Raw genomic sequence first — 26,331 nt, forward strand, 5'->3', positions numbered from 1 at the left:
AAAGACCTCCGTTTTACATCATCATATATGGATTCATATCGATTGATATCATCAACTGTTTTTGTTCCATTTCTTTTTGATAATGATCTTGTATTTTTCGTAATAAACTTGCCAGTTCATTTTCCCTTTTGTATTTTATCACGCATTGATATCGATATCTATCTTTGATCTTAGCGATCGGAGAAGCAGCAGGACCGAGAATCCTTGTATTCGGTGCACAATTCATTTTCAAGAACTGAACAATTTTGTCTGTGACATGCGCTGCCTTCGTCACTTCTTCATGTGATACAGTCACCATCGCCAAAAAATAAAATGGCGGATAGGACTGATGACGACGGTGCAACATCTCTTGCTCATAAAAGGCTTCATAATCATGCTGTTTGGTTAATTCAATACTATAATGCGAAGGTGTATATGATTGAATAATGACTGACCCCGCTTTTTCATGACGTCCCGCACGTCCGCTTACTTGCGTGAGAAGCTGAAACGTTTTTTCACTTGAACGAAAATCAGGGATGTGAAGAGACGTATCCGCACTAAGGACACCGACAAGTGTAACATCTGGGAAGTCTAAGCCCTTTGCAATCATTTGCGTCCCAAGCAGTATATCCGCTTCTTTGTTGCCAAAGGACGTGAGAAGCTTTTCGTGCGCGCCTTTCCGAGAGGTTGTATCTACATCCATTCGGATGACCCTTGCTTCTGGCAATACCTTCGTCAGCTCTTCTTCCACACGCTGCGTGCCTGTACCAAAATAGCGAATATGCTCACTATGGCATTCTGGGCATTCTGCAGGTACAGGAGCTTCGTGACCGCAGTAATGGCACTTCAGCCGTTTTTGAAAGCGGTGATAAGTGAGAGAAATCTCACAATGTGGACATTGTTCCACATATCCGCAATCACGGCACATCACAAAGGATGAATAGCCTCTTTTATTGAGAAATAAAACCGCCTGCTCTTTCCTTTCAAGTACTTCTTTTAACCTGAGCATTAATTCTTCTGAGAACATGGAGCGGTTGCCGTTTCTTAATTCTTCTCTCATATCAATTAACGAAACGTGCGGCAGCTGCTGCTGATTGACGCGCCGTTTGAGCGTCAGCAGTGTATACACACCCTTTTTCGCACGCGCATATGACTCAAGTGAAGGCGTTGCACTGCCCAATACAACCGGACATTGGTGCCGCCCTGCTCGTTCAATGGCCACATCTTTCGCATGATACCGAGGCATTTCTTCTTGTTTATATGACGATTCGTGTTCTTCATCTATAATGATCATTCCTAGATTTTCAAACGGGGCGAAAACAGCCGATCTTGCGCCAACGACAAGCTTGACTTCCTTGCGGTGGATTTTCCGCCATTCATCGTATTTTTCCCCAGTCGATAAGCCGCTATGAAGAACAGCCACATTGGACCCGAAGCGCTCTTTAAAACGCTGGACCATTTGAGGCGTTAATGAAATTTCAGGAACTAGGACGATCGCTTCTTTTCCCTTTTGGAGGACATGATCAATCGTCTGTAAATAAATTTCGGTTTTACCGCTTCCTGTGACTCCGTGCAGTAAAAACGTTTCATGTTTGTCATCGCTCACTGCTTGATGAATGGGTTTTGCCGCTTCTGCTTGCTCTGCTGTGAGATCAAGAGGAGTAGACGGTGTAAACTCCCTATCCCGATAAGGATCTCGATAAATCTCTTCATAGCTTTCTGTTAACAGACCTTCCTGAATCAAGGCTTTTATCGTTTGAGAACTAGCACCTGTTTGCTGCTGCAAATCTTTTGCTAAAAACGTCGTTTCATTCGTTTGAAGTAAAAAGGTAAGCAGCGCCTTCTGTTTCACCGCATTTTTCTTTAACTGTTCCTGCTTTTCTTCAAGTTTTTCTTTCGTAACTGCTATCTGAAGTGTCCGCACCTTTTTCTTTCCGGATTTTTGCGAGACGTGATATCTGACTTCTAGATGGCCTTTTTGGACATGCTTTTGAATAGGCTTCAGCTGTTCAGGCGGAATGTCAGCGTAAAGGATGCTCTCTTGCTGACCGAAAAGCTCTTTCAATGACTGCGGAAGTTCCTCAGCTGATAACACCTGAATTTCTTTTTCATATTTGGCTTTCATCGCTGCTGGGAGCATCGATTGAAGCGCCGTAATATGATAGGACAATGTTTTTTCCGTCAGCCAGTGGGAAAGCTCCAATAGCTCATCTGTCAGAACAGGAGATAAATCAAATAAATCGACAATGTCCTTGATGTTTCCTGACTGTACGTCTGTTTCTTCTTTGATTTTTGTCACAAACCCTTGAATCTTCCTTGGGCCAAAAGGAACCACTACCCTCATACCAGCCTTGACAAGGCCTTTAAAGCGGTCTGGCACACGATAGTCAAATGGCCTGTCAATGGCTTTCGTTGTGACATCGACGATCACTTCAGCAATCATGCTCGATCACGCTCTTTTGGCAGCAGCTGTTTTGCCTCCTGTAAGATTTCAAAGGCAAGGTCTTTTTTACTCATCATTGGCAGCTCTTTTTTTGTTCCGTCTGCTTTGATCAATGCTGCGACATTCGTATCTGTGCCAAAGCCTGCGCCCTCTGCTGCAACATTGTTCGCGACAATCATATCTAAATGCTTGGATTCGATTTTCTTTTTCGCATAATATTCTACATCCTGCGTCTCAGCTGCAAAGCCGACTAGCACCTGATGTTCTTTTCTTTTCCCAAGCTCTTTTAAAATATCTTTCGTCCGCTTAAATTCAACCGCTAGTTCACCGTCTTGTTTTTTCATTTTATGAGAATACGTCGTGACAGGCGTATAATCGGCAACGGCTGCTGATTTAATCACTATATCTGCTTTCTCGTACACCTCTAACGCTGCTTGATACATCTCCTCAGCCGATTCCACTTGCACCACATCCACATGCTCAGGCGCAGTTAACGAAACAGGTCCTGAAATGAGCGTGACATCAGCCCCCATTTGCTCGGCAGCTTCTGCAATGGCATAGCCCATTTTCCCAGAAGATCGATTTGAAAGGAAACGAACAGGGTCGATCACTTCTCGTGTAGGGCCAGCTGTGACCACGACTTTTTTACCTGAAAGCGGCAAGCTGGTTGGCTCATCAAAAAACGCACGGATGTGTTCAACAATTTTTTCAGGCTCCTCTAAGCGTCCTTTTCCAATGTAGCCACATGCTAAATAGCCTTCACTTGGCTCTATAAACCGGTAGCCGTCTTCATATAAAGTGCGGATGTTCCGTTTGACAGCTGGATGGTCATACATGTGCACATTCATAGCCGGTGCAACCCATACAGGAGCTGTTGAAGCAAGCAAGGTGGTTGTGAGCATATCATCAGCAAGTCCTGCGGCCATTTTACCAATGGTATGTGCTGTTGCAGGGGCAACAAGAATGAGATCGGCCCAGTCAGCTACATCAATATGCGCAATGACTTTTGGATTGTTTTCTTTAAATGTATCCACATACACCTCATGCCGAGATAGGGCTTGGAAGGTGAGCGGAGACACAAACTCACGGGCAGATTCTGTCATAATCACTCTTACGTTTGCGCCTGCCTGTACGAGTTTACTAGTGAGTGCAGCTGCTTTATATACGGCGATTCCTCCGCTGACGCCGAGTAAAATATTTTTTGACTGTAACATTTGTTTGTCCCCCTTAACGGCCTTTTTCACAAATTCGTCTACAATTCAAAAAAGTCAAAACCAATCATAGTTTTGACTTTTTTGAACGTATCGTATCTGCATAGCAGAAGCGATGTTATTCTTGCTCTTCTTTTTCAAATGTCAAAAGACCAGCATCGATTTCTTCAAGAGCTTTCCCTACAAATTTATAGGATTTTGTGTTTTCGATTTGTTGATCTTGATGGATTTGCATTTCACGTGCACGGCGTGCAGACACTGTGACAAGTGTATATTTTGAGTCAAGTTTGTTCATCAATGAGTCAATTGAAGGATCTAACATGGTTTATTCTACCCCCAGCATTTTTTTATATCTTGGTGCGACTCTGTCTCTTCGCAGGTGCTCTGCAAGGACGATCGCTTTAATTCTTTCACATGCAAGCTCGACATCGTCGTTTTCAACGACATAGTCATAAGCATCCATCATTTCAATTTCTTCTTTTGCAGCAGCCATTCGGTTACGGATGAGATCCTCAGATTCTGTCCCGCGTGTAATAATGCGGTTTTGAAGTTCTGAAAGACTTGGCGGTGCAAGGAAAATAAAGAGACCTTCTGGGAATGCTTCTCTTACTTGAAGTGCACCTTGCACTTCGATTTCAAGGAAAACATCTTTTCCTTCGCTCAATGTTTGTTCTACATAGTCAACAGGCGTGCCGTAGTAATTCCCAACATACTCTGCCCATTCTAACAGCTTTTTGTTTTCAATCATATGTTCAAATTCTTCCCTGGTTTTAAAGAAATAATCAACACCATTTCTCTCACCTTCACGCGGTTTGCGGGTTGTCACAGAAATAGAGTATTCAAATTTCGTATCTTCCTGGGAGAAAATGGCTTGTCTGACCGTTCCTTTTCCAACTCCCGAAGGTCCAGAGAGAACGATTAAAAGTCCTCTTTCTTTCATAATGGCGTATTACCCCTGCCCTTCATCTATGATTTCTTCTTTTACAGAAAGTCTTTGCGCGACAGTCTCAGGCTGAACGGCAGATAAGATGACATGGTCACTGTCCATAATGACAACAGCACGGGTTCTTCTTCCGTATGTCGCATCAATGAGCATGCCTCGATCTCTTGCGTCTTGTATCATTCGTTTAATCGGTGCTGATTCCGGACTGACGATTGAAATCATCCGATTCGCTGAAATGATGTTTCCAAATCCGATATTGATCAACTTTATGGTCATCTTCTTTCGTCCCCCTGTAATATAAACGTCTCTAGTCTCGCCGAAAGAGACGCACTGTAAACAGCATACACAATGACTATTCTATATTTTGCACTTGTTCTTTTATTTTTTCAATAGCGCTTTTCATTTCAACCACCAGCTTTGTTAAATGGTGATGGTTTGCTTTTGATCCAATCGTGTTCACTTCACGGTTGAGCTCCTGTACAAGAAAGTCAAGCTTTCGTCCGGCAGCGCCACCTTGCGTCAAAATTTGCTGGAACTGCTGAAAATGACTTTTCAGCCTGGTAATCTCTTCTGTAATGTCACAGCGATCAGCAAAAATGGCCGCCTCTGTGGTCAGTCTGCTCTCTTCAAGCGCCTCTCCGATCCATTCTTGCAATCTTTGATTCAATCGTTCTTTGTACTGACTCACAACCTCTGGTGCAAACACTTTGATTTCTTCTGTAAATGCCTCGAGTTCAGACAGCCTGAGTTCACAGTCTTTTTGAAGTGATGTTCCCTCCTGCTCTCTCATGAAGCAAAGCTCCTTGACAGCTTCTTCACAAGTGTCTATCAGCAAATGCTCCAGCTGCTCATTTCGGCTGACTGACTCTTCCACCTGAACAGCCTGTTCCAGCTTCAGTAAGTCATGTACATGCTGAATACCTGAAATATGATAGCGGTCCTCAAGGTCTTTTGCGGCTTTCATATATTCATCAAGCAGCGGCCAGTCAATCTGTAAAGACCGGCTTGCAAGTTTACCGCCTTCAATCGTAACAAACAGCTCAATTCGACCGCGCTGCACGTGACGAAGAATGATTTTTTTTAATGTATCTTCGAAATATAAAAGCGGCCTCGGCAAACGGGCATGAACCTCTTTAAAACGGTGATTGACCGATTTTAGCTCAACTGACACTGTCAGTTCACCATCCGTTTTACTCGCTTGGCCGAATCCCGTCATACTGCGTATCATGTGAAAACACCCAATTCTTTCATATTAATAAAATGAAAAAGGTAATAGCAGACACTATTACCTCAAAATTATACCATAACCAATTATTTTTTTCTTGTCAAAAGTGATCCTGCCAGTAAAAAAGTTGGCAATGCAGACATACCGATGATCAGAAGCCAATCAACTGGTGCGACCGCCACCGTTTTGAAAATCGGCTGAAGCGGCGGATAATAAATGACCACAAGCATCAGCAGCAGGGAAGACACAACGGCGCCGATTAAGTACATATTCCCGAATGGATTGCGTTCAAAAATAGACCGTTCACTGCGGCAGTCAAACACATGAATGAGCTGCGCCAAAACGAGTGTGCTGAATGCAACCGTCTGCGCATATTGAAGATTGTTCGGATCACGGTGATACACAAACATAAAGGCTAACAAAGTGGCAATCCCGATCAGAAACCCTCTTGATATGACCTTCCAACCAAGCCCTCTTGCAAAAATCCCCTCTTTCATGTTCCGCGGCTTTCTCTTCATGACATCGCCTTCTGGTTTATCCATTCCAAGTGCCATAGCCGGCAAGCCGTCTGTGACAAGGTTTACCCACAAAATTTGAATTGGAACGAGAGGCAATGGAAGCGCAAGAAGCATCGCAAACAGCATGACCAAAATCTCTCCCACATTCGATGCCAGCAAATAGCGGACAAATTTGCGAATGTTTTCATAAATATTCCGGCCCTCTTTAATAGCGGATTTAATGGTCGCAAAGTTGTCATCAAGCAAAATAAGAGAAGAAGCTTCTTTGGCAACGTCTGTTCCGGTAATCCCCATGGATATTCCGATATCCGCCTGTTTAATCGCTGGCGCATCATTCACCCCATCACCTGTCATCGCGACAATATGACCATTTTTTTGATAGGCCTTCACAATTCTCAGTTTATGCTCAGGTGATACACGGGCAAAGACGTACACATCTTCTGCTGTTTGCTCCAGCTCTTTGTCACTTAGCTGATCCAGAGCTTTTCCATCAAGCACCTTTCCTTGCTTCGGTAAGAGACTTAAATCTTTAGCGATCGCTTTAGCCGTTTCTACGTGATCGCCTGTAATCATCACTGTTTTAATGCCAGCATCCCGGCATTCTTTAATCGCTCGTCTCACTTCAGGACGAGGTGGATCAATCATGCCCTCTAGACCGATAAATGTGAGGCCAGTTTCTGCCTGCTGAACAGAGGTGATTTTTTCTGTCAGGCTTACTTTTTTATATGCAATTGCAATGGTTCTAAGCGCTTGTCTTGCTAAACCTTGAATGGCAGCTTCTGTTTCTTGCCGGTGGGCCTTTGAAAATGAGGCGGTGCGTCCGCCGTGCATCATATGACTTGAACGGTTCATCAGCACATCTGGCGCCCCTTTGGCAATGACATACCGCTCCTTCTGATTCGTTTCCACGACGACTGACATCATTTTTCTTTCAGAGTCAAAAGGGAATTCCTCCACCACACGAAATCCCGCTTCGATGAATTGCTCTGTAAAACCCGCTTTACGCGCAGCGGTTAGAAGTGCTCCTTCTGTCGGATCACCATCAAGTCTCATCTCTCCGTCTTTTTCAACGATGGTCGATGTATTACAAAGCGCTCCGTATAATAGCACCTTTTGCAGGCTTGGATGTTTGTCTACATGGACAAGTTCTCCGTTTAAGGTAAAATCACCTGACGGCTCGTACCCAGTGCCAGAAATATTCCACGTTTTCCCCTCTGCCCATACATGTGTCACTGTCATTTTATTTTGTGTCATTGTGCCTGTTTTATCTGAGCAAATAATCGAGGCGCAGCCGAGTGTTTCCACAGCCGGCAGCTTTCTGACAATGGATTTTTGTTTAATCATCCGCTGCACACCTAGGGAAAGTGCGACAGTGACGATCGCCGGCAGTCCTTCTGGAATCGCAGCAACAGCGAGAGATACACCCGCTAAGAACATATGATACAAATCATGACCTTGCACCACACCAAGAACAACTACAAGCACAGTTAAAAATAATGCAGCAACAATTAAAATTTTCCCCAGCTGCTCAAGGCGTCTTTGCAGCGGTGTTTCCATATTACCTGCAGAATCCAGCATACCGGCAATTTGTCCCATCGCCGTATTCATCCCTGTACCAATGACAACCCCTACACCGCTTCCTCTTGTGACAAGCGTCCCCATAAAGGCCATGTTCGTCAAATCTCCAAGCGAGACATGATCTCGTGAGAGCGGACTCGCATGTTTGACCGCTGGGATGGACTCTCCAGTGAGGGCAGATTCTTCGATTTCCAAACTCTTTGTTTCTAGTAATCTGATATCCGCCCCAATTCTGTCCCCACTTGAAAACTTCACAATATCTCCCGGCACGAGGTGCTTCGACGGGATCTTGACCCATTCATTGTTTCTCCTTGCATAGACATGCGGCGTTGATAATTCCTTTAGTGCTTGGAGGGACTTTTCCGCACGGCGTTCCTGATAAAAGCCAAGCACACCATTTATCAGCACAATCGCCACAATCGCCACAGCATCAATGTATTCACCTAAAAAGGCAGAAATAATCGTTGCCGCAAGCAGGATTAACACCATAAAGTCTTTAAATTGCGCTAAAAAAATAACGAATGCCGACGCCTTTTTCCCTTCCTGCAATTCATTTGGCCCATGCTTTTCAAGCCGCTTTTGCACATCTTTTTCTGACAGTCCGTCACCTATCGATGTATTCATTGTTTTTAATAAATCGGTTTGGTTCAGTTCATGCCAATTCATTTGACCTCGTCCACTCCTCTTTTGTTCTCTCTCTTATGCAGTGTTCTATAAGCCAGTTTATTCAGACTCGTCCTAAATCATGCTATAATAATAAGACTGCCTAAAGAACGAGAAAACGTAAGGTTCTTTCAGTAGATTTGTGTGAAAGAAGAGGGTGTATCCAACATGTCATTTGACGGCATTTTTACATACGGTATGACTAATGAATTGCAAGAAACATTAACTGGCGGAAGAATTTCGAAAATACATCAGCCATACAAGCATGAGCTGATTTTTCATATCCGGTCAAAGGGGAAGAATCATAAGCTGCTTTTATCCGCTCACCCGAGCTATGCAAGAGTACAGCTCACTGAGCACCATGATGATAATCCGAGCGAACCGCCAATGTTTTGTATGCTTCTCAGAAAACATCTTGAGGGTGGGTTCATTGAACGTTTTGAACAAATTGGGTTAGATCGGGTGATCGTGCTGCACGTGCGAAGCCGAAATGAAATTGGCGATGAACAAACCCGTAAGCTGTATATTGAAATTATGGGCAGGCACAGCAACTTAATTCTCGTGGAGGACGAAACGGAGCAGATCATTGACGGACTGAAACATCTTTCTCCATCTGTGAACAGCTATCGAACGGTGCTGCCCGGACATCAATATCTTCTGCCGCCGGCACAGCAAAAGCTGAATCCTTTTGACGTGACAAAGGAAGATATTTTAAAGCATTTACGTTTTCAAGAAGGGAAAATCGCCAATCAAATTGTCGATACATTCTCCGGGGTTTCTCCGCTGTTTGCTAAGGAAGCTGTCCACAGGGCCGGTCTTGCCAATCAGGAAACGATTCCAAGTACATTGCTCGAGATGTTCCAGCTCATTCAGGCGCATTCTTTTACCCCTCAGCTCACGAGAAAAGATGGGAAAGAGTATTTTTATTTATTAGAACTTCAGCACGTCGATGGTGACATGAAGACGTTTGATTCTCTTAGTGAGCTACTTGACCGCTTTTATTTCGGAAAAGCTGAAAGAGACAGAGTCAAACAGCAGGCGGCTGATCTTGAACGTTTTGTTGCGAATGAAAAAAAGAAAAATGAAAACAAGCTGAAAAAACTAACAAGAACACTTGAAGAATCTCAAAATGCGCACAAGTACCAGCTTTATGGTGAATTGCTTACTGCCAATATATATGCGATTAAAAAAGGGGATAAAGAAGCGACAGTTATCAATTATTATGATGAAGATGGCGGAGAGATCACGATCCCGCTCAAAACAAACAAAACCCCTTCTGAAAATGCGCAAGCGTATTTTACAAAATACCAAAAGGCAAAAAATGCAGTAGAGGCCGTAAATGAACAAATCAAGCGAACGCATGAAGAAATTGTTTATTTTGACGAGCTGATCCAGCAGCTGTCCTCTGCCTCACCAAAAGATTTAGAGGAAATAAGAGAAGAACTGGTGGAAGGAAAATATTTGCGTCCCAAACAAAAACGCAATGCCAAAAAGAAAAAACCATCGGCCATTCAGCTTGAAGCATATGAATCCTCTCAAGGTGTTCCGATTCTCATTGGAAAAAACAACAAGCAAAACGAATATTTGACCACAAAGGCGGCAGCTCGTGATGACATTTGGCTACACACAAAGGATATTCCTGGATCACATGTCGTCATTCGTCACAAAGCGCCTGATGAACAAACCTTACTTGAAGCGGCACAAATTGCTGCCTACTTCTCGAAGGCAAAAGAATCAAGCTCCGTCCCTGTCGATTATACGAAAATCCGGCATGTGAAAAAACCAAACGGAGCAAAACCGGGCTTTGTCACGTATGATCAGCAGCAAACATTATTTGTGACGCCTGATGAGGATGTTGTCCTAAAGCTGAGAAAATAAAAAAGAGCCGATTAAATCTTTGGATGAGATTTTATCGGCTTTTTCTTTGTCGTTTTTTTCTTTCTATATAGAGCTCATCGAGTGCATCTACATCCTCTTGTTCAAGCAAGGTCTCAATGGCCTCAGCCAGCTGTTTAGTGCGGGCTGGGCTTGCACCACTCGTAGATACAGAGATTGTCACTTTTCCTGCCCTCACAACTTTTGGCACAATCACATTGCCAAGCTCTGACTGGCTCACACAGTTGACGAGCTGATGAGGAAGCGCTGATTGCGTCATCCACTCGTTTACTGAAGGATCGTCTGTAGCAGCGACAATTAAAAATGCATCCTTTACATCTTCCGCCTCAACTTTCTTTTTCTTCCAAGTCAGCTCATATGTCTCAATGAGATCCGCCATTTCATCACAAATGTCAGGGCTCACAATGGTTATGCTGCATGGCTCCATGCATAGCGCACTCGTCCTTCTAGCCGCAATCCTTCCACCGCCGGCAATCAGCACATGTTTATTGGTTAGATCAAGATGAACTGGAAGCATGGCTTTCTCCTTGAAAACGAAACGCATTCTCTTTGTTTAAGATGGTTTCCTGCACACGTTCAATATAAGCTGCTTTTACATGGGGATGAAACCCAATATACCGGCAGACACGGACATCTTGCAGCCGCTCTCTCGCCTGATTCGCTTCACTCTCAATCTCTTTCATTAAAATGCCGGTAAATAAAAGATAAGGCACGAGATAGACAGGCGTATCGTCATCTACTGTTAACTGTGCTAAGACGTCACGATAATTCGGTTCACACGCTGTAATAAAACACGGAAAAACCTCTGCACAAGGCAACATGCTACGGACATCATCTGCAATGCCAAACACATCCCGCTTTACATCTGGATCAGAGCTTCCGCGGCCAATTAAGAGAATTTTTGCGTGCTCTCCCTTGTATCCTGCTTCTTCAATCCTTGCGATAACCGCTTTCGTGACTTCTTGGTTCACGCCTATAGGTCTTCCATATGTCACCTTCACTTGTGGGAAACGTTTTTGTACTTTCACAATCTCATCTGGAATATCTGATTTGGCATGCATGGCAGTTAAAAGGAGGAGCGGGACGATCGCAATGTGGGTTGCTCCTTTTTGTACACAAGTCTCAAACCCTTCTTCGATTGAAGGGTCCGTCAACTCTAAAAAACAAATTTCTTGGATATCTGCTTCCACTAACGGCATACAGCTTTTCATAAAAGAAATGGCTTTATCCTGTGCTTCTTTTACCCTGCTTCCATGCCCAACATAAAGGACAGCTTGTTTCATTTGACTCCTCCTTGCGACCTTAGTTTTATTCAGACGAAAAGACACGATGTCTACACGTGTCTTTTCATCTTTGTTTTCATTTCTCAATCAGTGCTGGTTCAAACCAGTTCAACTTTTGATGAAAGTGAACGACATCTCCTACCACGATTAAACTTGGGTGCTCGATCCCTTCTTTTTCAACCGTTTCAGATAGTGTCGCCACCGTGCAGCAAGTCGTCTTTTGCCTTGTGGTCGTTCCCCAGTGAATAAACGCAGCTGGGGTTTCAGGCTTCCGCCCATTCTTCAAAAGCAGCCGCTGGACTCTTTCCACGTTTTTGACGCCCATGTAAATGACAAGGGTATCAATCCCCGTCGCCAGCGCTTCCCACTTTTCTTCAAAATGTTCATCCTTTTGATAATGCCCTGTTACAAACGCAACATTTGAGCTGAATTCTCGGTGCGTGACTGGAATGCCTGCATAAGCAGCGGCTGCAATGCCAGAAGTAATCCCTGGGACAACTTCATATGGAATACCATGCTCAGCTAAGCATTCGATTTCTTCACCGCCACGGCCAAATATAAAGGGATCACCGCCTTTTAGACGAACGACTATGTTCCCTTCCTTCGCATAAGCAACAAGCGCTTCATTAATCGCTTCCTGTCTCATCGTATGATGATTCGGCAGTTTGCCGCAATAGATCAACTCCGCCTCCGGTTTGGCATGGGCAAGAATCTCTTGATTGACAAGACGATCATATAAAATGACATCTGCCTGCTGTATTGCCTTATGGGCCTTTAGCGTAATTAAGTCTGGGTCACCCGGTCCGGCACCAACAATGTATACTTTCCCCATCTTGCTTTCTCCCCCTGCCATCAGGCGATTATTTCGTTTTATCCTTTACATAATCAACAAGGCGCTGTTTTGACTCCTCGCGTGATAATTCACCTGTATCTAGGACGAGCTCAGGCGCAGCTGGCTCTTCGTATGGTGAATCGATTCCCGTGAAAAATGGAATTTCGCCGTTTCTTGCTTTTTTATATAACCCCTTTGGATCACGCTCTTCACACACGTTCAGATCACATTTCACAAACACTTCGTGAAATTCTCCGTCTTCGACTAACTGTCTTACGATTTGGCGGTCTTCTTGAAATGGTGAAATAAAAGCAGTAATAACAATCGTTCCTTGCTCAACAAATAATTTCGCCACTTCACCGATGCGCCGAATGTTCTCTTTTCTGTCGTCATCTGAAAAGCCTAAGTCTTTATTGAGTCCATGGCGTACGTTATCGCCGTCAAGGACTGTCACTTGATACCCCTGTTCAAACAGCTCTCGAGCCGCTGCGTTGGCGATCGTTGATTTACCTGAACCGCTTAGACCTGTCAGCCAAATGATTCCGCTTGTATGGTTGTTTTTCTGTTGATATTCTTTTTTAGTAATAGATGAATCATGCCACACGATATGTTCGTTGCTCATGTCATATCCTCCTTTAAGATACCGTCGTTTTTAATCCTTCGATTAATGTTTCAATGACTTCTTTTCGGCTGAACGTGCTCGGTGGTAATTCACCATTTCTCAGCATCGTTCTAACCTTTGTACCTGAGAGAATGACATGTTCGCTTTTATCATGTGGGCATGTTTTTGGTGTTGCCATGGCTTCACATGTATTGCAGTAAAAGCTGTGCTCAAATTTTAATGGTGTGATCCCAATTTCTTCGCTTGTAAATTGTTCAAATAGCTCCTGCGCTTCGTATGTGCCGTAATAATCACCAACACCCGCATGATCTCTGCCGACAATAAAATGTGTACAGCCATAATTTTTACGCACAAGCGCATGAAAAATCGCTTCCTTTGGTCCAGCATAACGCATGGCAGCAGGAAAAACACCTAAAAAGACGCGGTCTTTCGGGTAATAACCGTTCAGTAACACTTGATAGCTTTTCATTCTTACATCTGCTGGAATATCATCAGATTTTGTTTCACCAACAAGTGGATTTAGAAATAGACCATCCACTGTTTCCAGTGCTGTCTTTTGAATGTATTCATGCGCACGATGGACTGGGTTTCTCGTTTGGAAACCGACAATGGTTTTCCAGCCGTTTTCTTTAAAATGTTTTCTTGTTTCTTCTGGCTCATACGTAAATTGCGGGAAAGGTTTTTCGCTGCGTTTCGTCAGTGTAATTTTACCACCAATATACGTATCACCGCGTTCAAATAATTTTTTCACGCCTGGGTGATTGCGGTCATCTGTTTTATACACATTCACTGCTTCTTTTTCCTTATCAGGTGTGTATTGATCTTCCACCTCAATGACCCCGTATACTGTTCCATTATACGATAGACGAACAATGTCACCTTGATTGATCTCCGCTGCTTTTTCCTTTGTGACAGGCAAAGTAATCGGAAGAGACCAAACGACACCACTTGCTAGTCGCATACTGCTGACAACTGCTTCATAATCAGCTTTCGTTAAAAACCCTTCAATTGGACTATACCCGCCAATTGCGATGAGTTCAAGGTCTGCAAAAGAGATGGCATCCAGCTCAATTTCTTTCGCAGCTGTGCTTAGATCAAATTCTTCATTTACTCGATTAATTAATACGCCACCATGTGGTGTTAAACTCATTTGTTCATCTTCCTCTCAATGTTCATATTTATTAGATGTTAATAGTCGGATTTATATTTAAATCCCGCCGCCTTGTTCATGAATCGAGCTGCTCTCATTTTTAACTGCCTTCATAAGACTCAGTGCACCTAGTGAAGCAAGCAGTACACTCATCATGATAAAGATAGAGTAATAGTCTCCTTTTAAGAAAAGGCTTACCAGCAAATAAGATAGACTAAGTGATAAGAAAGGTGACACAACCCATACCTTCAGCATTTTTTTCACAACATGTTTATGGAATATGTTCGGTCCACCCTTTGCCATACCTAGCCCAATAATGGACGAGGAGGTAATTTGAGTAAGGGGAACAGGGAGTCCGAATATAGAGCTGACGATGACAAGTCCTGCACCGGTGCTCGATAATAGAATGCCTTCACCCGTTTGATAGCGTGTAATTTTCTTTCCGTTTGTTTCTAGTACCCTTCTTCCTAGAAGCAGCGCCCCAATGGCCACAAAGATTCCGCCGTAAAGGGTTCCTTGCCCGACTGTTAAAACACCTGACGCGACAAGCGGGCCGACCGCATTGGCGACATTGTTCATGCCGGCTGAAAATGCTTCTAAAAACCCACTGATAATCAAAACAACAGATAAGATCAATGTACCTTTTTTGGATAATGTCCGTTTAGGGAACAATCTGATGATTTTGACAACAGCAAAGGTAAAAACAAAGGCAACAATCGGAATAATCACCCAAAAAGAGACAATGACTAAGATCGATTTCACATACAGCACTTTATATGCGGCTGCCACACCGACCACAGCTCCTACTGTGACCTCACTTGTGGATAAAGGAATGGCTAAGAGATTCGCTATGAAAAGTGATAATGCGGCCGAGCCAATGATGATACACACAATTTCAAGTGTGATGACAGATTCCGGCATAATCCCGGAGCTGATCGTTTTGACGACCTCACCGCCGCCAATCACTGAACCTGCTAATATTCCAACTGCACAAACGCTGAGCGCGTATATTGGCTTTTTGATCGCACCTGAACCATATGCGATGCCCATCGAAGCAGCTGCTCCGCTTGCGCCAATATTTAAAGCAAAGAATAAGCTAAATAAAATTGCGGCGATTTCCATACATTATGCTCCCTTACTCATGTAATCCGCACTCAGTCTTTGCTGTCCCTGACCATCTTCCAGAACGCAAATCATCAGCAGTAAATGCCGGCTGTGTACAAGGTGCACACCCGATGCTTGGATATCCTTGGTCATGCAGCGGATTATAAGTAAGATCCTCTCTAGACGCATATCTCCATATGTCCTTCCACGTCCAGTGGATGAGCGGACATACTTTGACTGATTGGAATTTTTCATCCTTATTTAAGAAGTTCGTACCTGCTCGTTTAGGCGACTGCTCTCTCCTTAAACCAGACAGCCATGCCGGATAGCCAGATAGTGCCTCTTGCAATGGAATGACCTTTCTCATATGGCAGCAGCTTTGAGGATTCGTTTCCCATAATTTATCACCATGCTGCTCATTCTGCTCTTCCACCGTCAGCTCAGGTGTTTTCAGCACGATGTCTAAACCAGGATATCTTTCCTTCACTGCATCAATGGTGTCGTATGTTTCCTTGAAATGCAGACCTGTATCTAAAAAGACAATTCTTGCATCTTTTTTTACTTTCGCAATAAGATCGATCAGGACAATGCCCTCAATGCCAAAACTGCATGCATAAACGAGCTGATCACCATAGTGGCCGTACGCCCATTTCAGCACAGATAAGGCCCCTTTATACAAATCGTCCTCTTGAAATGTAATGGACGGCTCTTGCCAATTTTCATAAGTTAACATTGTTTCTCCCCTTCCGGAGTACTGCTTCTATTGCTATTCTCCGCACTACTTTAATCTGATTTTTTCATTTTTTTCCACTTGAATCACTTGACCGTCCTGAACGATCAACGTAATTGAACCGAATTTCATATCCCCAATCAGCTCTTGCATATGCTTCACTAAGTCCTCATCCTGGTTTTGTTTCAGTTCCATCTCCTCTTCCTCCTCACCGTTAAAATAAAAAAACTTTCTTTCAGTCCGAAAGAAAGATGAGGAAGCTCACGATTTCCTTATCTTTCAAAATAGAATCATTTTGCAGGAAGTAGCACCTTGCAAATCGCAGGTTGCCGGGCTTCATCGGGCCAGTCCCTCCACCTCTCTGGATAAGAGTTTTAATTTGTATTAAATATTAACACAATTCAAACAAAAGTCAACCCGACTTTATTGATAGGATTAGTTTTTATTTAAATTTGAGTCTATTTTACTATTTTTAACCAAATAAAAAACTGTGCAGCGCAGCACAGCTTTTTTTAAAACAAAACAAGCTTTTTAGACCGTTTCTTCCATCCAAGATTCAGACGAAGGATCCTGTCTCCAGCGTTTTAGTTTATTCATAGCAGAAGACTCGATTGCTTTTAGCTCAAGTGCCACTTCTGTCAGTGTGTCATAGTCTGTCAGCGTGACATAGGGAATGTTTTTCTCTTGAAAAGCCGCAGTTGCTTTTGGCAGTCCATAAGTGAAGATCGCAACAACTCCGAGTACGTCACAGCCTTCTTCTTCTAGAGCCGCTACAACTTCAAGAACGCTGCCTCCAGTTGAGATGAGGTCTTCTACGACAACCACCTTTTGTCCAGGTGATACGGCTCCTTCAATTTGATTTCCTTTTCCGTGTGCTTTTGGTTTACTTCTTACATAACACATCGGTACGTTCAGACGATCAGCTGCTAATGCCGCATGAGGAATGCCAGCTGTAGCTGTACCTGCGACAACTTCCGCTCCTTCAAAATGAGTGAGAATCAAGTCTTTTAAACCTTCCGCAATGTCCCCTCTGACCTCAGGATAAGACAAGGTGAGGCGATTGTCACAGTAAATCGGTGATTTGATACCGCTCGCCCATGTAAATGGTTCGTCTGGTTTTAAAGAGACAGCTTTGATTTGTAATAAATGCTTCGCGATTTTCGTTTTCATCCGGCAGTCACTCCCACTCTTTCAAAATTTGTTGATAAGCTTCCACTGGGTTTGTGGCTTTTGTGATCGATCTTCCCACAACAATCTGTGAAACACCCTGCTCTTTGGCAAAGGCAGGTGTCGCCACACGCTTTTGGTCATCCGTTTGATCATTTGGTAAGCGAATTCCTGGCGTCACAGTGAGAAAGGAAGGAGAGATTTGTTCATGAAGCTGTTTTGATTCATGAACAGAGCACACCACACCATCAAGTCCACTTTCATATGCCAATTGTCCATAATGAAGCACAGCCTCTTGCAATGGGCGGTCAATTAGTAATTCTTTTTTCATCATATCTTCTGACGTGCTTGTCAGCTGGGTCACTGCAATAATGCTTGGGCGATTTTGCCCGGCAAGGGTTCCGCTTTCAAGCCCCTCTACGGCCGCCTGCATCATTCTTTTCCCGCCGGCTGCATGCACATTCACCAAATCAACACCAAGTGCAGCAAGTCTGTTCATCGCTTTTTGCACAGTTGTTGGAATGTCATGAAGCTTCAGATCAAGGAAAATACGGCAATTTTTTTCTTTCAGTGCGTCAATAATGGCAGGACCTTCTTGGTAAAACAGCTCCATGCCGACCTTTACGAATAATGGAGTGCCTTCAAAACGATCTATAAAGGCGTGCGCCTCCTGTCCTGATGGAAAATCAAGCGCGATGATGGGCAAGTGCTTCATGTTTCCAGCTCCTTCCGATGCATTCCTCTACAGATGAATACCCATAAGCCGCTAACACATTCGGCAGTTCATCAATGATTTCCGGGCAAATAAATGGGTTCACAAAATTGGCTGTCCCAACAGCTACCGCACTTGCGCCAGCTAGTAAAAATTCAAGTACATCTTCAGCGCTTTGCACCCCGCCCATCCCAATAATCGGAATAGAAACGGCCTGACTGACCTCATGCACCATTCGGATGGCAACAGGTTTTACAGCAGGACCTGATAATCCGCCTGTTTTATTGGCAAGAATGGGTTTGCCTGTTTTTAAATCTAAACGCATCCCAATTAAGGTATTGATCATGGTGAGTCCATCCGCTCCAGCCGATTCAATCGCTTTAGCAATCTCAACGATATTGGCTACATTAGGTGACAGTTTCACATAAACAGGAACGGAGGAAACTTCCTTAACAGCTTTTGTCAATGTAGCCGCCATTTCTGGATCGGTCCCAAAGGCAATTCCGCCTGTTTTCACATTCGGACACGAGATATTCAGTTCAAGGGCGTGAACATTGCTTGCTTGACTAATTTGCTTTGCTACTTCAACATAATCATCAACTTGTGATCCAGCAACATTGGCAATAATAGGGGTATCGAACTGCTCAAGCCAAGGTAATTCATGTTCAAGCACGCCTTTTAGACCTGGATTTTGGAGACCAATCGCATTCAGCATACCGGCTCCTGTCTCAGCTACCCTCGGTGTCGGGTTGCCAAATCTCGGTTCAAGGGTCGTGGCTTTAATCATGATGCCGCCCAGCAAGGAAAGGTCATATAATGATGCGAATTCTTTTCCAAATCCAAAACAGCCTGATGCAGGAATGATTGGATTTTTTAAAGATAAGCCGGGTAATTCGATGTTTAGCATGATAGCGCCACCTCCTCCGCTTTAAAAACAGGTCCATCCAGACAAACTTTAACGTACGGTTTCTCGTGCTGATCGGTATGACAGACACAAGCAAAGCATGCACCGATTCCACAGCCCATTCGTTCTTCCATTGAAATATAGACAGGCTTATCGGGATAAGAGTCTTTTAGTGCTTTTAACATAGGTGTCGGTCCACAGGAAAGCAAGACATCAAAGTCCAGCTCATTCTCTTCAATGACATTTGTCACGAAACCTTTCGAGCCATATGTTCCATCAACGGTTGCGATAAATGTATCTCCGAGCGCTTGAAACATCTCCTCATAAAATACATCCTTTTTCGATTGAAAACCGAGAACATGTTTTACGATGACGCCTTTTTTCGTTAACCGCTTAGACAGTTCATATAACGGAGGCACACCGATTCCTCCACCGACTAATAATGCGGTCTGTCCGGCCTGAACGACTGAAGGGTCATAGCCGTTTCCAAGCGGTCCTAACACATCGACTGACTCTCCCGCCCGCTTTTGGGAAAGGAGCTTTGTGCCCTCTCCCTCTGCGCGGTAAATGATGGTTGCTTCTTGCTTTTCGGCATGAATGTTGGCAATACTGATCGGTCTTCTCAGCAGCGGTGTCATGGATTCACTGACCTTTATATGAAGAAACTGTCCAGCTGTTTGAAAGGATTCAACAAGATCACCTTTTAATGTCATTTCGTAAATATGATCAGCGATCTCTCGGTTTGAGACGACCGTCAAGTATGCTTTTTTCATATCGTTACTGTCACCTCAGCATTCGTTTTCACTTCTGGCATTTCATCTGCTCTAAATGTCATGCTCTCTAGCACTCTTAAAATCGCTTCCGCTGTATCTAGTGACGTTAAGCAAGCGACACCATTTTCAACAGATTCACGTCTAATTCTAAAGCCGTCTCTTGCCGGCTGTTTTCCTTTTGTTAAGGTGTTGATGACAAATTGGGCTTCACCATTTCGAATGACATCCAGCAGATTCTTTCCTTCTTCTCCTATTTTGCCGACAACACTTGATGGAATAGAGGCTTGTTTTAAGTAATTCGCTGTTCCTTCTGTTGCTAAAATATGATAGCCGATGGAATGGAATCTTCTTGCAATCTCAAGTCCTTCTTCTTTATCTTTATCAGCCACTGTCAGGAGAACCGTTCCGTCTTTTGGAATTTGAATGCCTGATGCAATCAACCCTTTATAGAGGGCTTTTTCGATTGTGACATCTTTCCCCATGACTTCACCTGTTGATTTCATTTCAGGCCCTAGTGTAATATCTACTCTTCTTAGTTTTGCAAAAGAGAAGACTGGAACTTTCACATATACGCCTTCTTGCTCAACATGAAGCCCTTCTTGGTAGCCATAGTTTTTCAGTTTTTCTCCTAAAATAACCTTTGTAGCTAAGTTCGCCATTGGAATGCCTGTAATTTTACTTAAGAATGGGACAGTCCGGCTTGAGCGCGGATTCACTTCAAGTACGTACACTTCTCCTTTTGATAGAACAAATTGAATGTTCAAAAGCCCAATGATGTTAAGGCCTTTTGCGAGTTTAATCGTGTATTCTGCAATCTTCGCTTTGATGTCCTCTGACAAAGTTTGCGGCGGGTAGACCGCAATGGAGTCTCCAGAGTGAACTCCGGCTCTTTCAATGTGTTCCATAATGCCTGGTATGACAACCGTTTCTCCGTCAGACACAGCATCTACTTCAATTTCTTTTCCTGTCAAATACTTGTCAATGAGCACTGGGTGCTGCGGATTGACTTTCACCGCATTCTCCATGTAGTGAAGGAGCTCAGCTTCTTGATACACAATTTCCATTGCACGGCCGCCTAATACATAGGAAGGACGGACAAGCACGGGGTAACCGATTTGATTCGCAATTGCTACTGCCTCTGGCACAGACGTTGCTGTCTTACCTTTTGGCTGCGGCACGCCGAGAGTTTCTAATGTTTGTTCAAACTTGTCACGGTTTTCCGCGCGATCAAGGTCTTCAAGCGATGTTCCAAGTATCTTAACCCCTCTATTTGATAATTCATCTGCTAAGTTAATCGCTGTTTGTCCGCCAAACTGAACGACGACACCTTCTGGTTGTTCAAGGTCGATGATGTGCATCACATCTTCTACAGTGAGTGGTTCAAAGTAGAGCTTATCTGAAATACTAAAGTCTGTTGAGACGGTTTCAGGGTTGTTGTTAATAATAATGGCTTCATAGCCTGCTTGTTTGATTGCCCACACTGAATGAACGGTCGCATAATCGAATTCAACCCCTTGTCCGATTCTGATTGGACCTGAGCCTAGCACGATGACACTTTTCTTATCTGTTCGTTCGGATTCATTTTCATCTTCATATGTGCTGTAGAAGTACGGTGTTTCTGATTCAAATTCTGCCGCACATGTGTCCACCATCTTATACACAGGAACGATGCCTGCTTCTGTTCTTAGGTTGTAGACATCTGCCTCATTCATATTCCATTCGCGGCTAATATAAATATCTGAGAAACCTTTTTCTTTCGCTTCTTTTAAAACGTCTACATTGCCTTTGTTTTCTTTTAGTGTCTTTTCAAAAGCGATGATGCCTTCCAGTTTATGAAGGAAGAAGTAATCAATTTTCGAGAATTCATGAATCTGTTCGACGGTATAGCCTCTTCTTAGTGCCTCAGCGATATAAAACAGACGCTCATCTCCTGCTTTGATAATCCGCTTTTCAAGCACTTCGTTTGTAATGTCCGCTTCGTCTTTTAATTCAATGTGATGCACATCCGCTTCAAGTGAACGAACAGCCTTTAAAAGAGACTCTTCTAATGTGCGGCCAATTGCCATGACTTCACCCGTTGCTTTCATTTGTGTTCCAAGTCGTCTGTTGGCAGATTCAAACTTATCAAACGGCCAGCGCGGGATTTTTGAAACAATATAGTCGAGTGCTGGCTCGAACGCTGCATATGTTTTACCTGTGACTGGGTTCATCATTTCATCAAGTGTTAGGCCAACTGCGATTTTCGCTGCAAGTTTTGCAATTGGATATCCAGTTGCTTTAGACGCAAGAGCAGAAGAACGGCTCACGCGCGGGTTTACTTCGATAATATAGTATTGGAAGCTGTCTGGATCAATCGCCAGCTGTACGTTACATCCGCCTTCAATGCCAAGTGCACGAATCAGCTTGAGTGACACATTACGAAGCAGCTGATATTCACGATCACTTAGCGTTTGACTTGGTGCCACAACGATACTGTCACCTGTGTGGATGCCGACAGGATCAAAGTTTTCCATGTTACAAACCACAATGGCATGATCTCCGCTGTCACGCATAACCTCATATTCAATTTCTTTAAAACCTGCGATACTTTTTTCAAGCAAACATTGTGTCACCGGACTTAACTTCAGTCCATTCTCGACGATTTCTTTTAATTCTTGCTCATTTGTACAAATTCCGCCGCCTGTTCCGCCTAGTGTATAGGCTGGTCTAACAATGACCGGGAAACCGATTTGATCTGTGAATGCCATCGCTTCTTCAAGGTTATGGATGATTTCACTTTCTGGTACAGGTTCATTTAATTCATTCATTAGATTACGGAATAAATCTCTGTCCTCTGCTTTTTGAATAGCTGACAGCTTTGTGCCTAGTACTTCAACACCGCATTCAGCGAGTACACCAAGATCTGATAATTCAACAGCAAGGTTCAATCCAGTTTGTCCGCCAAGTGTTGGCAGAATCGCATCAGGACGTTCTTTTCGAATGATTCGTGTTAAAAATTCTGGTGTCAGTGGTTCGATGTATACCTTGTCGGCCATTTCCGTATCTGTCATGATCGTCGCAGGGTTAGAGTTCACAAGAACGACTTCATAGCCCTCTTCTTTTAGCGCTAAACAAGCCTGTGTGCCTGCATAGTCAAACTCCGCTGCCTGACCGATGATGATTGGACCTGAACCGATCACTAAAATCTTTTTGATATCTACGCGTTTTGGCATACTTCTTCCCCTTCTTTCTCAGTTGTATGAATCATGTCCATGAACTCGTCGAATAAGTAGTTCGCATCTTCTGGACCCGGTGATGCTTCTGGGTGATACTGGACAGTGAATGCTGGTGCTTCTTTATGTTTTAATCCTTCAATGGTATTGTCATTTAGCGCAATATGTGTGACTTCAAGCACGTCTTCATTAATGGCGCTAACCGTGTAGCCATGGTTTTGAGACGTCAAGGTTACCTTGCCAGTTGCTAGTTCTTTGACTGGATGATTGGATCCTCTATGCCCAAATTTCATTTTTTCTGTACTTGCGCCGCACGCAAGCGCGAATAACTGGTGTCCCAAGCAGATACCAAAGAGTGGTACCTTTCCAATCAGCTGCTGAATCATTTCAACCGCTTCTGGCACATCGACTGGATCCCCAGGTCCGTTTGAAAGCATGATGCCGTCTGGTTTTAACTGTAATACTTCATCTGCCGTGATATTGTATGGCACCACAATGACATCACAATCTCGCTTATTGAGTTCGCGCAAAATGCCATGCTTCATGCCGAAATCGACAAGCACAATTCTTTTTCCTCTTCCTGGGCTTGGATACGCATTTTTCACAGATACTTGGCTTACTTGATCTGTTGGTAGCTGCATCGTTTGAAGGCGGCTTACAACGTCTTCTACTTGTTCATCCGGTCCTGCAAAAGCTCCTCTTAATGTACCTGCACTTCGAATCATGCGCGTGAGCTTGCGTGTATCAATGCCGCTAAGACCCGGGATATTTTTCATTTTTAAATACTCATCAAGTGAGTATGAAGAGCGCCAGTTTGAAGGCTTTTCACAAAGCTCTTTCACGATCAGCCCTTTCACAAACGGTGTGATCGATTCAAAATCATCACGGTTAATGCCATAGTTGCCGATCAGCGGGTAAGTGAGTGTGACAATTTGTCCGCAGTACGACGGGTCAGACAAAATCTCTTGATAGCCTGTCATCCCTGTGTTAAAGACGACTTCTCCGACTGACGGTTCTAAGCTGCCAAAGCCTGTTCCTTCGAATACTGTTCCGTTTTCTAGCACTAAGCGTCTCTTCATTTTACTAGTCTCCCCTCTTCATAAACGACTTCCCCAGATGCAAGTGTCATGACCGGCCATCCTGATACAGTCAATTTGTCAAACGGTGTATTTTGTCCTTTAGATAAGAAGCTTTTTTTGTCAATTGCCATTTCTTTGTTTAAATCAATCAGTGTGATATCAGCGATTTGACCTTCTTCCAGCTTTCCGTATGGAAGAGCAAAGGCTTCTGCTGGTTTGATGGTCATATAATCAACAAGTTCTTTTAATGTCCATTCCCCTGTTTTCACAAAACGTGTGTACAGAAGCGGGAACGCTGTTTCAAGTCCAACAATCCCAAAAGGTGCCCTCTGCATCGTTTCGTTCTTTTCTTCTTCTGTATGCGGTGCATGGTCTGTGGCGATAAAATCAATCGTGCCATCTAAAAGCCCCTCGATCAGTGCCTCGCGATCTTCTGCTCCTCTGAGCGGCGGATTCATTTTATAGTTTGTGTCAAGACCTGGAATGTCTGCATCACATAAGAGCAGGTGATGTGGCGAGACCTCAGCTGTCACACGAATGCCTGCTTTTTTTGCATCGCGTACCACTCGGACGGATTCCTTTGTGCTGATATGGCATACATGATAATGACAATTCGCTGCTTCTGCTAAGAGGACATCTCTTGCAATATGCACCGATTCACAAATTGACGGTATCCCGTTTAACCCATTTGCTTTTGAAAAGTCTCCTTCATGAACGCATCCTCCATAAATGAGTGAGTTATCTTCACAGTGCGCCACTATGGCTTGATCAAGGCTTGCTGCCTTTTTCATTGCTTCGTACATCATGCCTGCGGTTTGAATACCAACACCGTCATCCGTAAAGGCAAATGCGCCCGCTTCTTTTAACGCTGCAAAGTCTGTCATCTCTTCGCCAATTTGTCTCGTCGTGATGGAAGCGTATGGCAGTACTCTTACAGAGGAGGTCTCGTTGATTCGATTCATCAGCCATTCCATTTGTTCTTTTGTATCTGGAACTGGCCGTGTATTTGGCATCGCTGCAATGGTCGTATACCCGCCTCTTGCTGCTGCCTTAGAACCTGTTTCAATGGTTTCTTTTTTCTCGCCGCCTGGCTCTCTTAAATGCACATGCAGATCAATCAAACCTGGTGATACAAATAGCCCTGCTGCATCAATGACTTCTTCTCCGTCTTCTCTTTCTAAATGACCCATTGCTTGAATCACTTTTCCTTCTACCCTAATATCCTGCTGCACTCTTTCCCCTGTGCTTGTTAAGATAAAACCGTTTTTAATGAGATATGACATAGACAGAATCTCTCCCTTTTTGATGTAGTCTGCTATTTTGAAAAGCCCTTTTTAACACAGCCATTCGGATATACACACCATTTTCCATTTGTTTGAAAATCCTTGACTGTTTTGACTCTACTAATGAATCATCTATTTCAACACCTCTATTTACTGGTGCTGGATGCATAATAATCGCTCTTTCTTTCATTTTGCTTGCCCTGTCTACTGTTAATCCATAAGTCGATAAGTAACCCTCGTTGCCCATCTTTTCTGAGTGTCTTTCATGCTGAATTCTCAGCAGCATCACCACGTCAGACCGCTTCATGGCTTCGTCCACCTCGACATACGTTCCATGAGGATTTTGTTCATCTTGGAAGGAAGCTGGTCCTGAAAAGAGCACTGTCGCTCCTAGTCTTGCGAGGACTTCAGCATTGGACCTTGCCACCCTGCTATGTTTGATATCACCATGAATCGAGATGGTTAAGCCTTCAAAACCGCCAAACTCTTCGAAGATCGTCATCAAATCCAGCAATGATTGGGTAGGGTGCTGACCGCAGCCATCTCCCGCATTAATGATTGGAATCCCGACCTTCCCAATCAGCTCTTTGTAATATTCGTCTGTACTGTCTCTGATGACACATGCCTTCACTCCGATGGATTCAAGTGTTTTCACTGTATCGTAAAGGGTCTCTCCCTTTTGAACAGAGGTACTTGCTGCGTCTAGGTTCAGCACATTCATTCCAAGTTTTTTCTCTGCCACCTCAAAGCTAAAACGCGTTCTTGTACTTGGTTCAAAGAAGAGGTTCGCTACAAATTCACCTGCTAAACCATGTTCCTGTTTCCCTTTTTTCAATGCACATGCTTCTTCAATCAGCTGTAAAATTTCTTCCTTTGACAAGCTGCTCATTGTCGATAAATCATTCATTTTTTCTGCCCCCTCTAGTTTTTCATCACTTTCAGGTTCAAAAAAACCCTAAGCCTCGGCAGCTTAGGGTTCTCCAAAAGAAGCAGGGGTGCTTTCGCACGTTCTGCTCCGTTTAGA

At 43.8% G+C, this 26,331-nt stretch carries 24 protein-coding genes and 1 riboswitch; of the genes, 1 reads left to right on the plus strand and 23 read right to left on the minus strand.

What is annotated here, in order from left to right; translation table 11 throughout:
• Positions 1-13 precede the first annotated feature (13 nt).
• The 7 genes from priA to ACSBQP_RS05150 form a co-directional block, all read right to left on the minus strand.
• Positions 14-2,422, minus strand: coding sequence for a primosomal protein N' (priA, locus tag ACSBQP_RS05120; RefSeq protein WP_435028233.1), 2,409 nt, complete (start codon positions 2,420-2,422; stop codon positions 14-16).
• Positions 2,419-3,636, minus strand: coding sequence for a bifunctional phosphopantothenoylcysteine decarboxylase/phosphopantothenate--cysteine ligase CoaBC (coaBC, locus tag ACSBQP_RS05125; protein ID WP_326110332.1), 1,218 nt, complete (start codon positions 3,634-3,636; stop codon positions 2,419-2,421). The genes priA and coaBC overlap by 4 nt, the downstream gene beginning before the upstream one ends.
• Positions 3,637-3,751: 115 nt before the next feature.
• Complete coding sequence (gene rpoZ / locus ACSBQP_RS05130) at positions 3,752-3,955, minus strand: DNA-directed RNA polymerase subunit omega (RefSeq protein ID WP_008344896.1); 204 nt, start codon at positions 3,953-3,955, stop codon at positions 3,752-3,754.
• A 3-nt stretch (positions 3,956-3,958) separates the two neighbouring features.
• Positions 3,959-4,573 (minus strand): guanylate kinase, encoded by a 615-nt coding sequence (gene gmk / locus ACSBQP_RS05135; protein ID WP_007499680.1) that lies wholly within the window; start codon positions 4,571-4,573, stop codon positions 3,959-3,961.
• 9 nt (positions 4,574-4,582) lie between these two features.
• Positions 4,583-4,852, minus strand: a complete 270-nt coding sequence (gene remA, locus ACSBQP_RS05140) for an extracellular matrix/biofilm regulator RemA (protein ID WP_008344898.1) — start codon at positions 4,850-4,852, stop codon at positions 4,583-4,585.
• A 76-nt stretch (positions 4,853-4,928) separates the two neighbouring features.
• Positions 4,929-5,804 (minus strand): YicC/YloC family endoribonuclease, encoded by an 876-nt coding sequence (locus tag ACSBQP_RS05145; protein ID WP_008344900.1) that lies wholly within the window; start codon positions 5,802-5,804, stop codon positions 4,929-4,931.
• A gap of 83 nt (positions 5,805-5,887) precedes the next feature.
• Positions 5,888-8,563, minus strand: a complete 2,676-nt coding sequence (locus ACSBQP_RS05150; RefSeq protein ID WP_007499684.1) for a calcium-translocating P-type ATPase, SERCA-type — start codon at positions 8,561-8,563, stop codon at positions 5,888-5,890.
• Between the two features lie 165 nt (positions 8,564-8,728).
• Between ACSBQP_RS05150 and ACSBQP_RS05155 the strand changes: the two genes are divergently transcribed.
• On the plus strand, positions 8,729-10,438 hold the full coding sequence (locus tag ACSBQP_RS05155) for an Rqc2 family fibronectin-binding protein (RefSeq protein ID WP_056704713.1): 1,710 nt from the start codon (positions 8,729-8,731) through the stop codon (positions 10,436-10,438).
• A 31-nt stretch (positions 10,439-10,469) separates the two neighbouring features.
• Here the strand turns inward: ACSBQP_RS05155 and ACSBQP_RS05160 are convergent, their stop codons facing one another.
• From ACSBQP_RS05160 to ACSBQP_RS05235, 16 genes are all read right to left on the minus strand, one after another.
• Complete coding sequence (locus ACSBQP_RS05160; protein WP_435028234.1) at positions 10,470-10,973, minus strand: precorrin-2 dehydrogenase/sirohydrochlorin ferrochelatase family protein; 504 nt, start codon at positions 10,971-10,973, stop codon at positions 10,470-10,472.
• Entirely contained in the window at positions 10,954-11,772 is an 819-nt protein-coding gene (locus ACSBQP_RS05165) for a sirohydrochlorin chelatase (RefSeq protein ID WP_435028313.1), read from the minus strand. The genes ACSBQP_RS05160 and ACSBQP_RS05165 overlap by 20 nt, the downstream gene beginning before the upstream one ends.
• 43 nt (positions 11,773-11,815) lie before the next feature.
• Positions 11,816-12,571 carry a uroporphyrinogen-III C-methyltransferase gene (gene cobA / locus ACSBQP_RS05170; protein ID WP_435028235.1) on the minus strand — a complete coding sequence of 252 codons (756 nt, stop codon included), beginning with the start codon at positions 12,569-12,571 and terminating at the stop codon, positions 11,816-11,818.
• Between the two features lie 28 nt (positions 12,572-12,599).
• The gene (gene cysC, locus ACSBQP_RS05175; protein ID WP_008344911.1) at positions 12,600-13,193 is read right to left on the minus strand and encodes an adenylyl-sulfate kinase; all 594 of its coding nucleotides are present in this window, start codon (positions 13,191-13,193) and stop codon (positions 12,600-12,602) included.
• A gap of 13 nt (positions 13,194-13,206) precedes the next feature.
• The gene (gene sat, locus ACSBQP_RS05180) at positions 13,207-14,343 is read right to left on the minus strand and encodes a sulfate adenylyltransferase (protein WP_008344912.1); all 1,137 of its coding nucleotides are present in this window, start codon (positions 14,341-14,343) and stop codon (positions 13,207-13,209) included.
• A gap of 57 nt (positions 14,344-14,400) precedes the next feature.
• Positions 14,401-15,465: an inorganic phosphate transporter gene (locus ACSBQP_RS05185; RefSeq protein ID WP_050827247.1), complete on the minus strand. Its 1,065-nt coding sequence runs from the start codon at positions 15,463-15,465 to the stop codon at positions 14,401-14,403.
• A 13-nt stretch (positions 15,466-15,478) separates the two neighbouring features.
• Complete coding sequence (locus ACSBQP_RS05190) at positions 15,479-16,180, minus strand: phosphoadenylyl-sulfate reductase (protein ID WP_008344917.1); 702 nt, start codon at positions 16,178-16,180, stop codon at positions 15,479-15,481.
• Positions 16,181-16,225: 45 nt separating this feature from the next.
• The gene (locus tag ACSBQP_RS05195; protein WP_008344920.1) at positions 16,226-16,372 is read right to left on the minus strand and encodes a YezD family protein; all 147 of its coding nucleotides are present in this window, start codon (positions 16,370-16,372) and stop codon (positions 16,226-16,228) included.
• A gap of 74 nt (positions 16,373-16,446) precedes the next feature.
• Positions 16,447-16,549, minus strand: a riboswitch (SAM riboswitch).
• Between the two features lie 159 nt (positions 16,550-16,708).
• Positions 16,709-17,347, minus strand: coding sequence for an orotate phosphoribosyltransferase (pyrE, locus tag ACSBQP_RS05200; RefSeq protein WP_017367212.1), 639 nt, complete (start codon positions 17,345-17,347; stop codon positions 16,709-16,711).
• A 7-nt stretch (positions 17,348-17,354) separates the two neighbouring features.
• Positions 17,355-18,059, minus strand: coding sequence for an orotidine-5'-phosphate decarboxylase (gene pyrF / locus ACSBQP_RS05205; protein ID WP_017359347.1), 705 nt, complete (start codon positions 18,057-18,059; stop codon positions 17,355-17,357).
• Complete coding sequence (locus ACSBQP_RS05210) at positions 18,031-18,963, minus strand: dihydroorotate dehydrogenase (RefSeq protein ID WP_017359348.1); 933 nt, start codon at positions 18,961-18,963, stop codon at positions 18,031-18,033. The genes pyrF and ACSBQP_RS05210 overlap by 29 nt, the downstream gene beginning before the upstream one ends.
• Positions 18,957-19,733 carry a dihydroorotate dehydrogenase electron transfer subunit gene (locus ACSBQP_RS05215; RefSeq protein WP_008344928.1) on the minus strand — a complete coding sequence of 259 codons (777 nt, stop codon included), beginning with the start codon at positions 19,731-19,733 and terminating at the stop codon, positions 18,957-18,959. The genes ACSBQP_RS05210 and ACSBQP_RS05215 overlap by 7 nt, the downstream gene beginning before the upstream one ends.
• Positions 19,730-22,945, minus strand: a complete 3,216-nt coding sequence (gene carB, locus ACSBQP_RS05220; RefSeq protein WP_007499710.1) for a carbamoyl-phosphate synthase (glutamine-hydrolyzing) large subunit — start codon at positions 22,943-22,945, stop codon at positions 19,730-19,732. Before carB ends, ACSBQP_RS05215 begins: the two co-directional genes overlap by 4 nt.
• Positions 22,930-24,024: a carbamoyl phosphate synthase small subunit gene (locus tag ACSBQP_RS05225; protein WP_019743288.1), complete on the minus strand. Its 1,095-nt coding sequence runs from the start codon at positions 24,022-24,024 to the stop codon at positions 22,930-22,932. Before ACSBQP_RS05225 ends, carB begins: the two co-directional genes overlap by 16 nt.
• Positions 24,021-25,307 carry a dihydroorotase gene (locus ACSBQP_RS05230; protein ID WP_035700692.1) on the minus strand — a complete coding sequence of 429 codons (1,287 nt, stop codon included), beginning with the start codon at positions 25,305-25,307 and terminating at the stop codon, positions 24,021-24,023. The genes ACSBQP_RS05225 and ACSBQP_RS05230 overlap by 4 nt, the downstream gene beginning before the upstream one ends.
• Complete coding sequence (locus ACSBQP_RS05235; protein ID WP_017367206.1) at positions 25,291-26,214, minus strand: aspartate carbamoyltransferase catalytic subunit; 924 nt, start codon at positions 26,212-26,214, stop codon at positions 25,291-25,293. The genes ACSBQP_RS05230 and ACSBQP_RS05235 overlap by 17 nt, the downstream gene beginning before the upstream one ends.
• Between the last annotated feature and the right edge of the window lie 117 nt (positions 26,215-26,331).

Origin of the sequence: Bacillus sp. G402 (assembly GCF_051172515.1) — a bacterium.
Taxonomy (GTDB): domain Bacteria; phylum Bacillota; class Bacilli; order Bacillales; family Bacillaceae; genus Bacillus; species Bacillus altitudinis.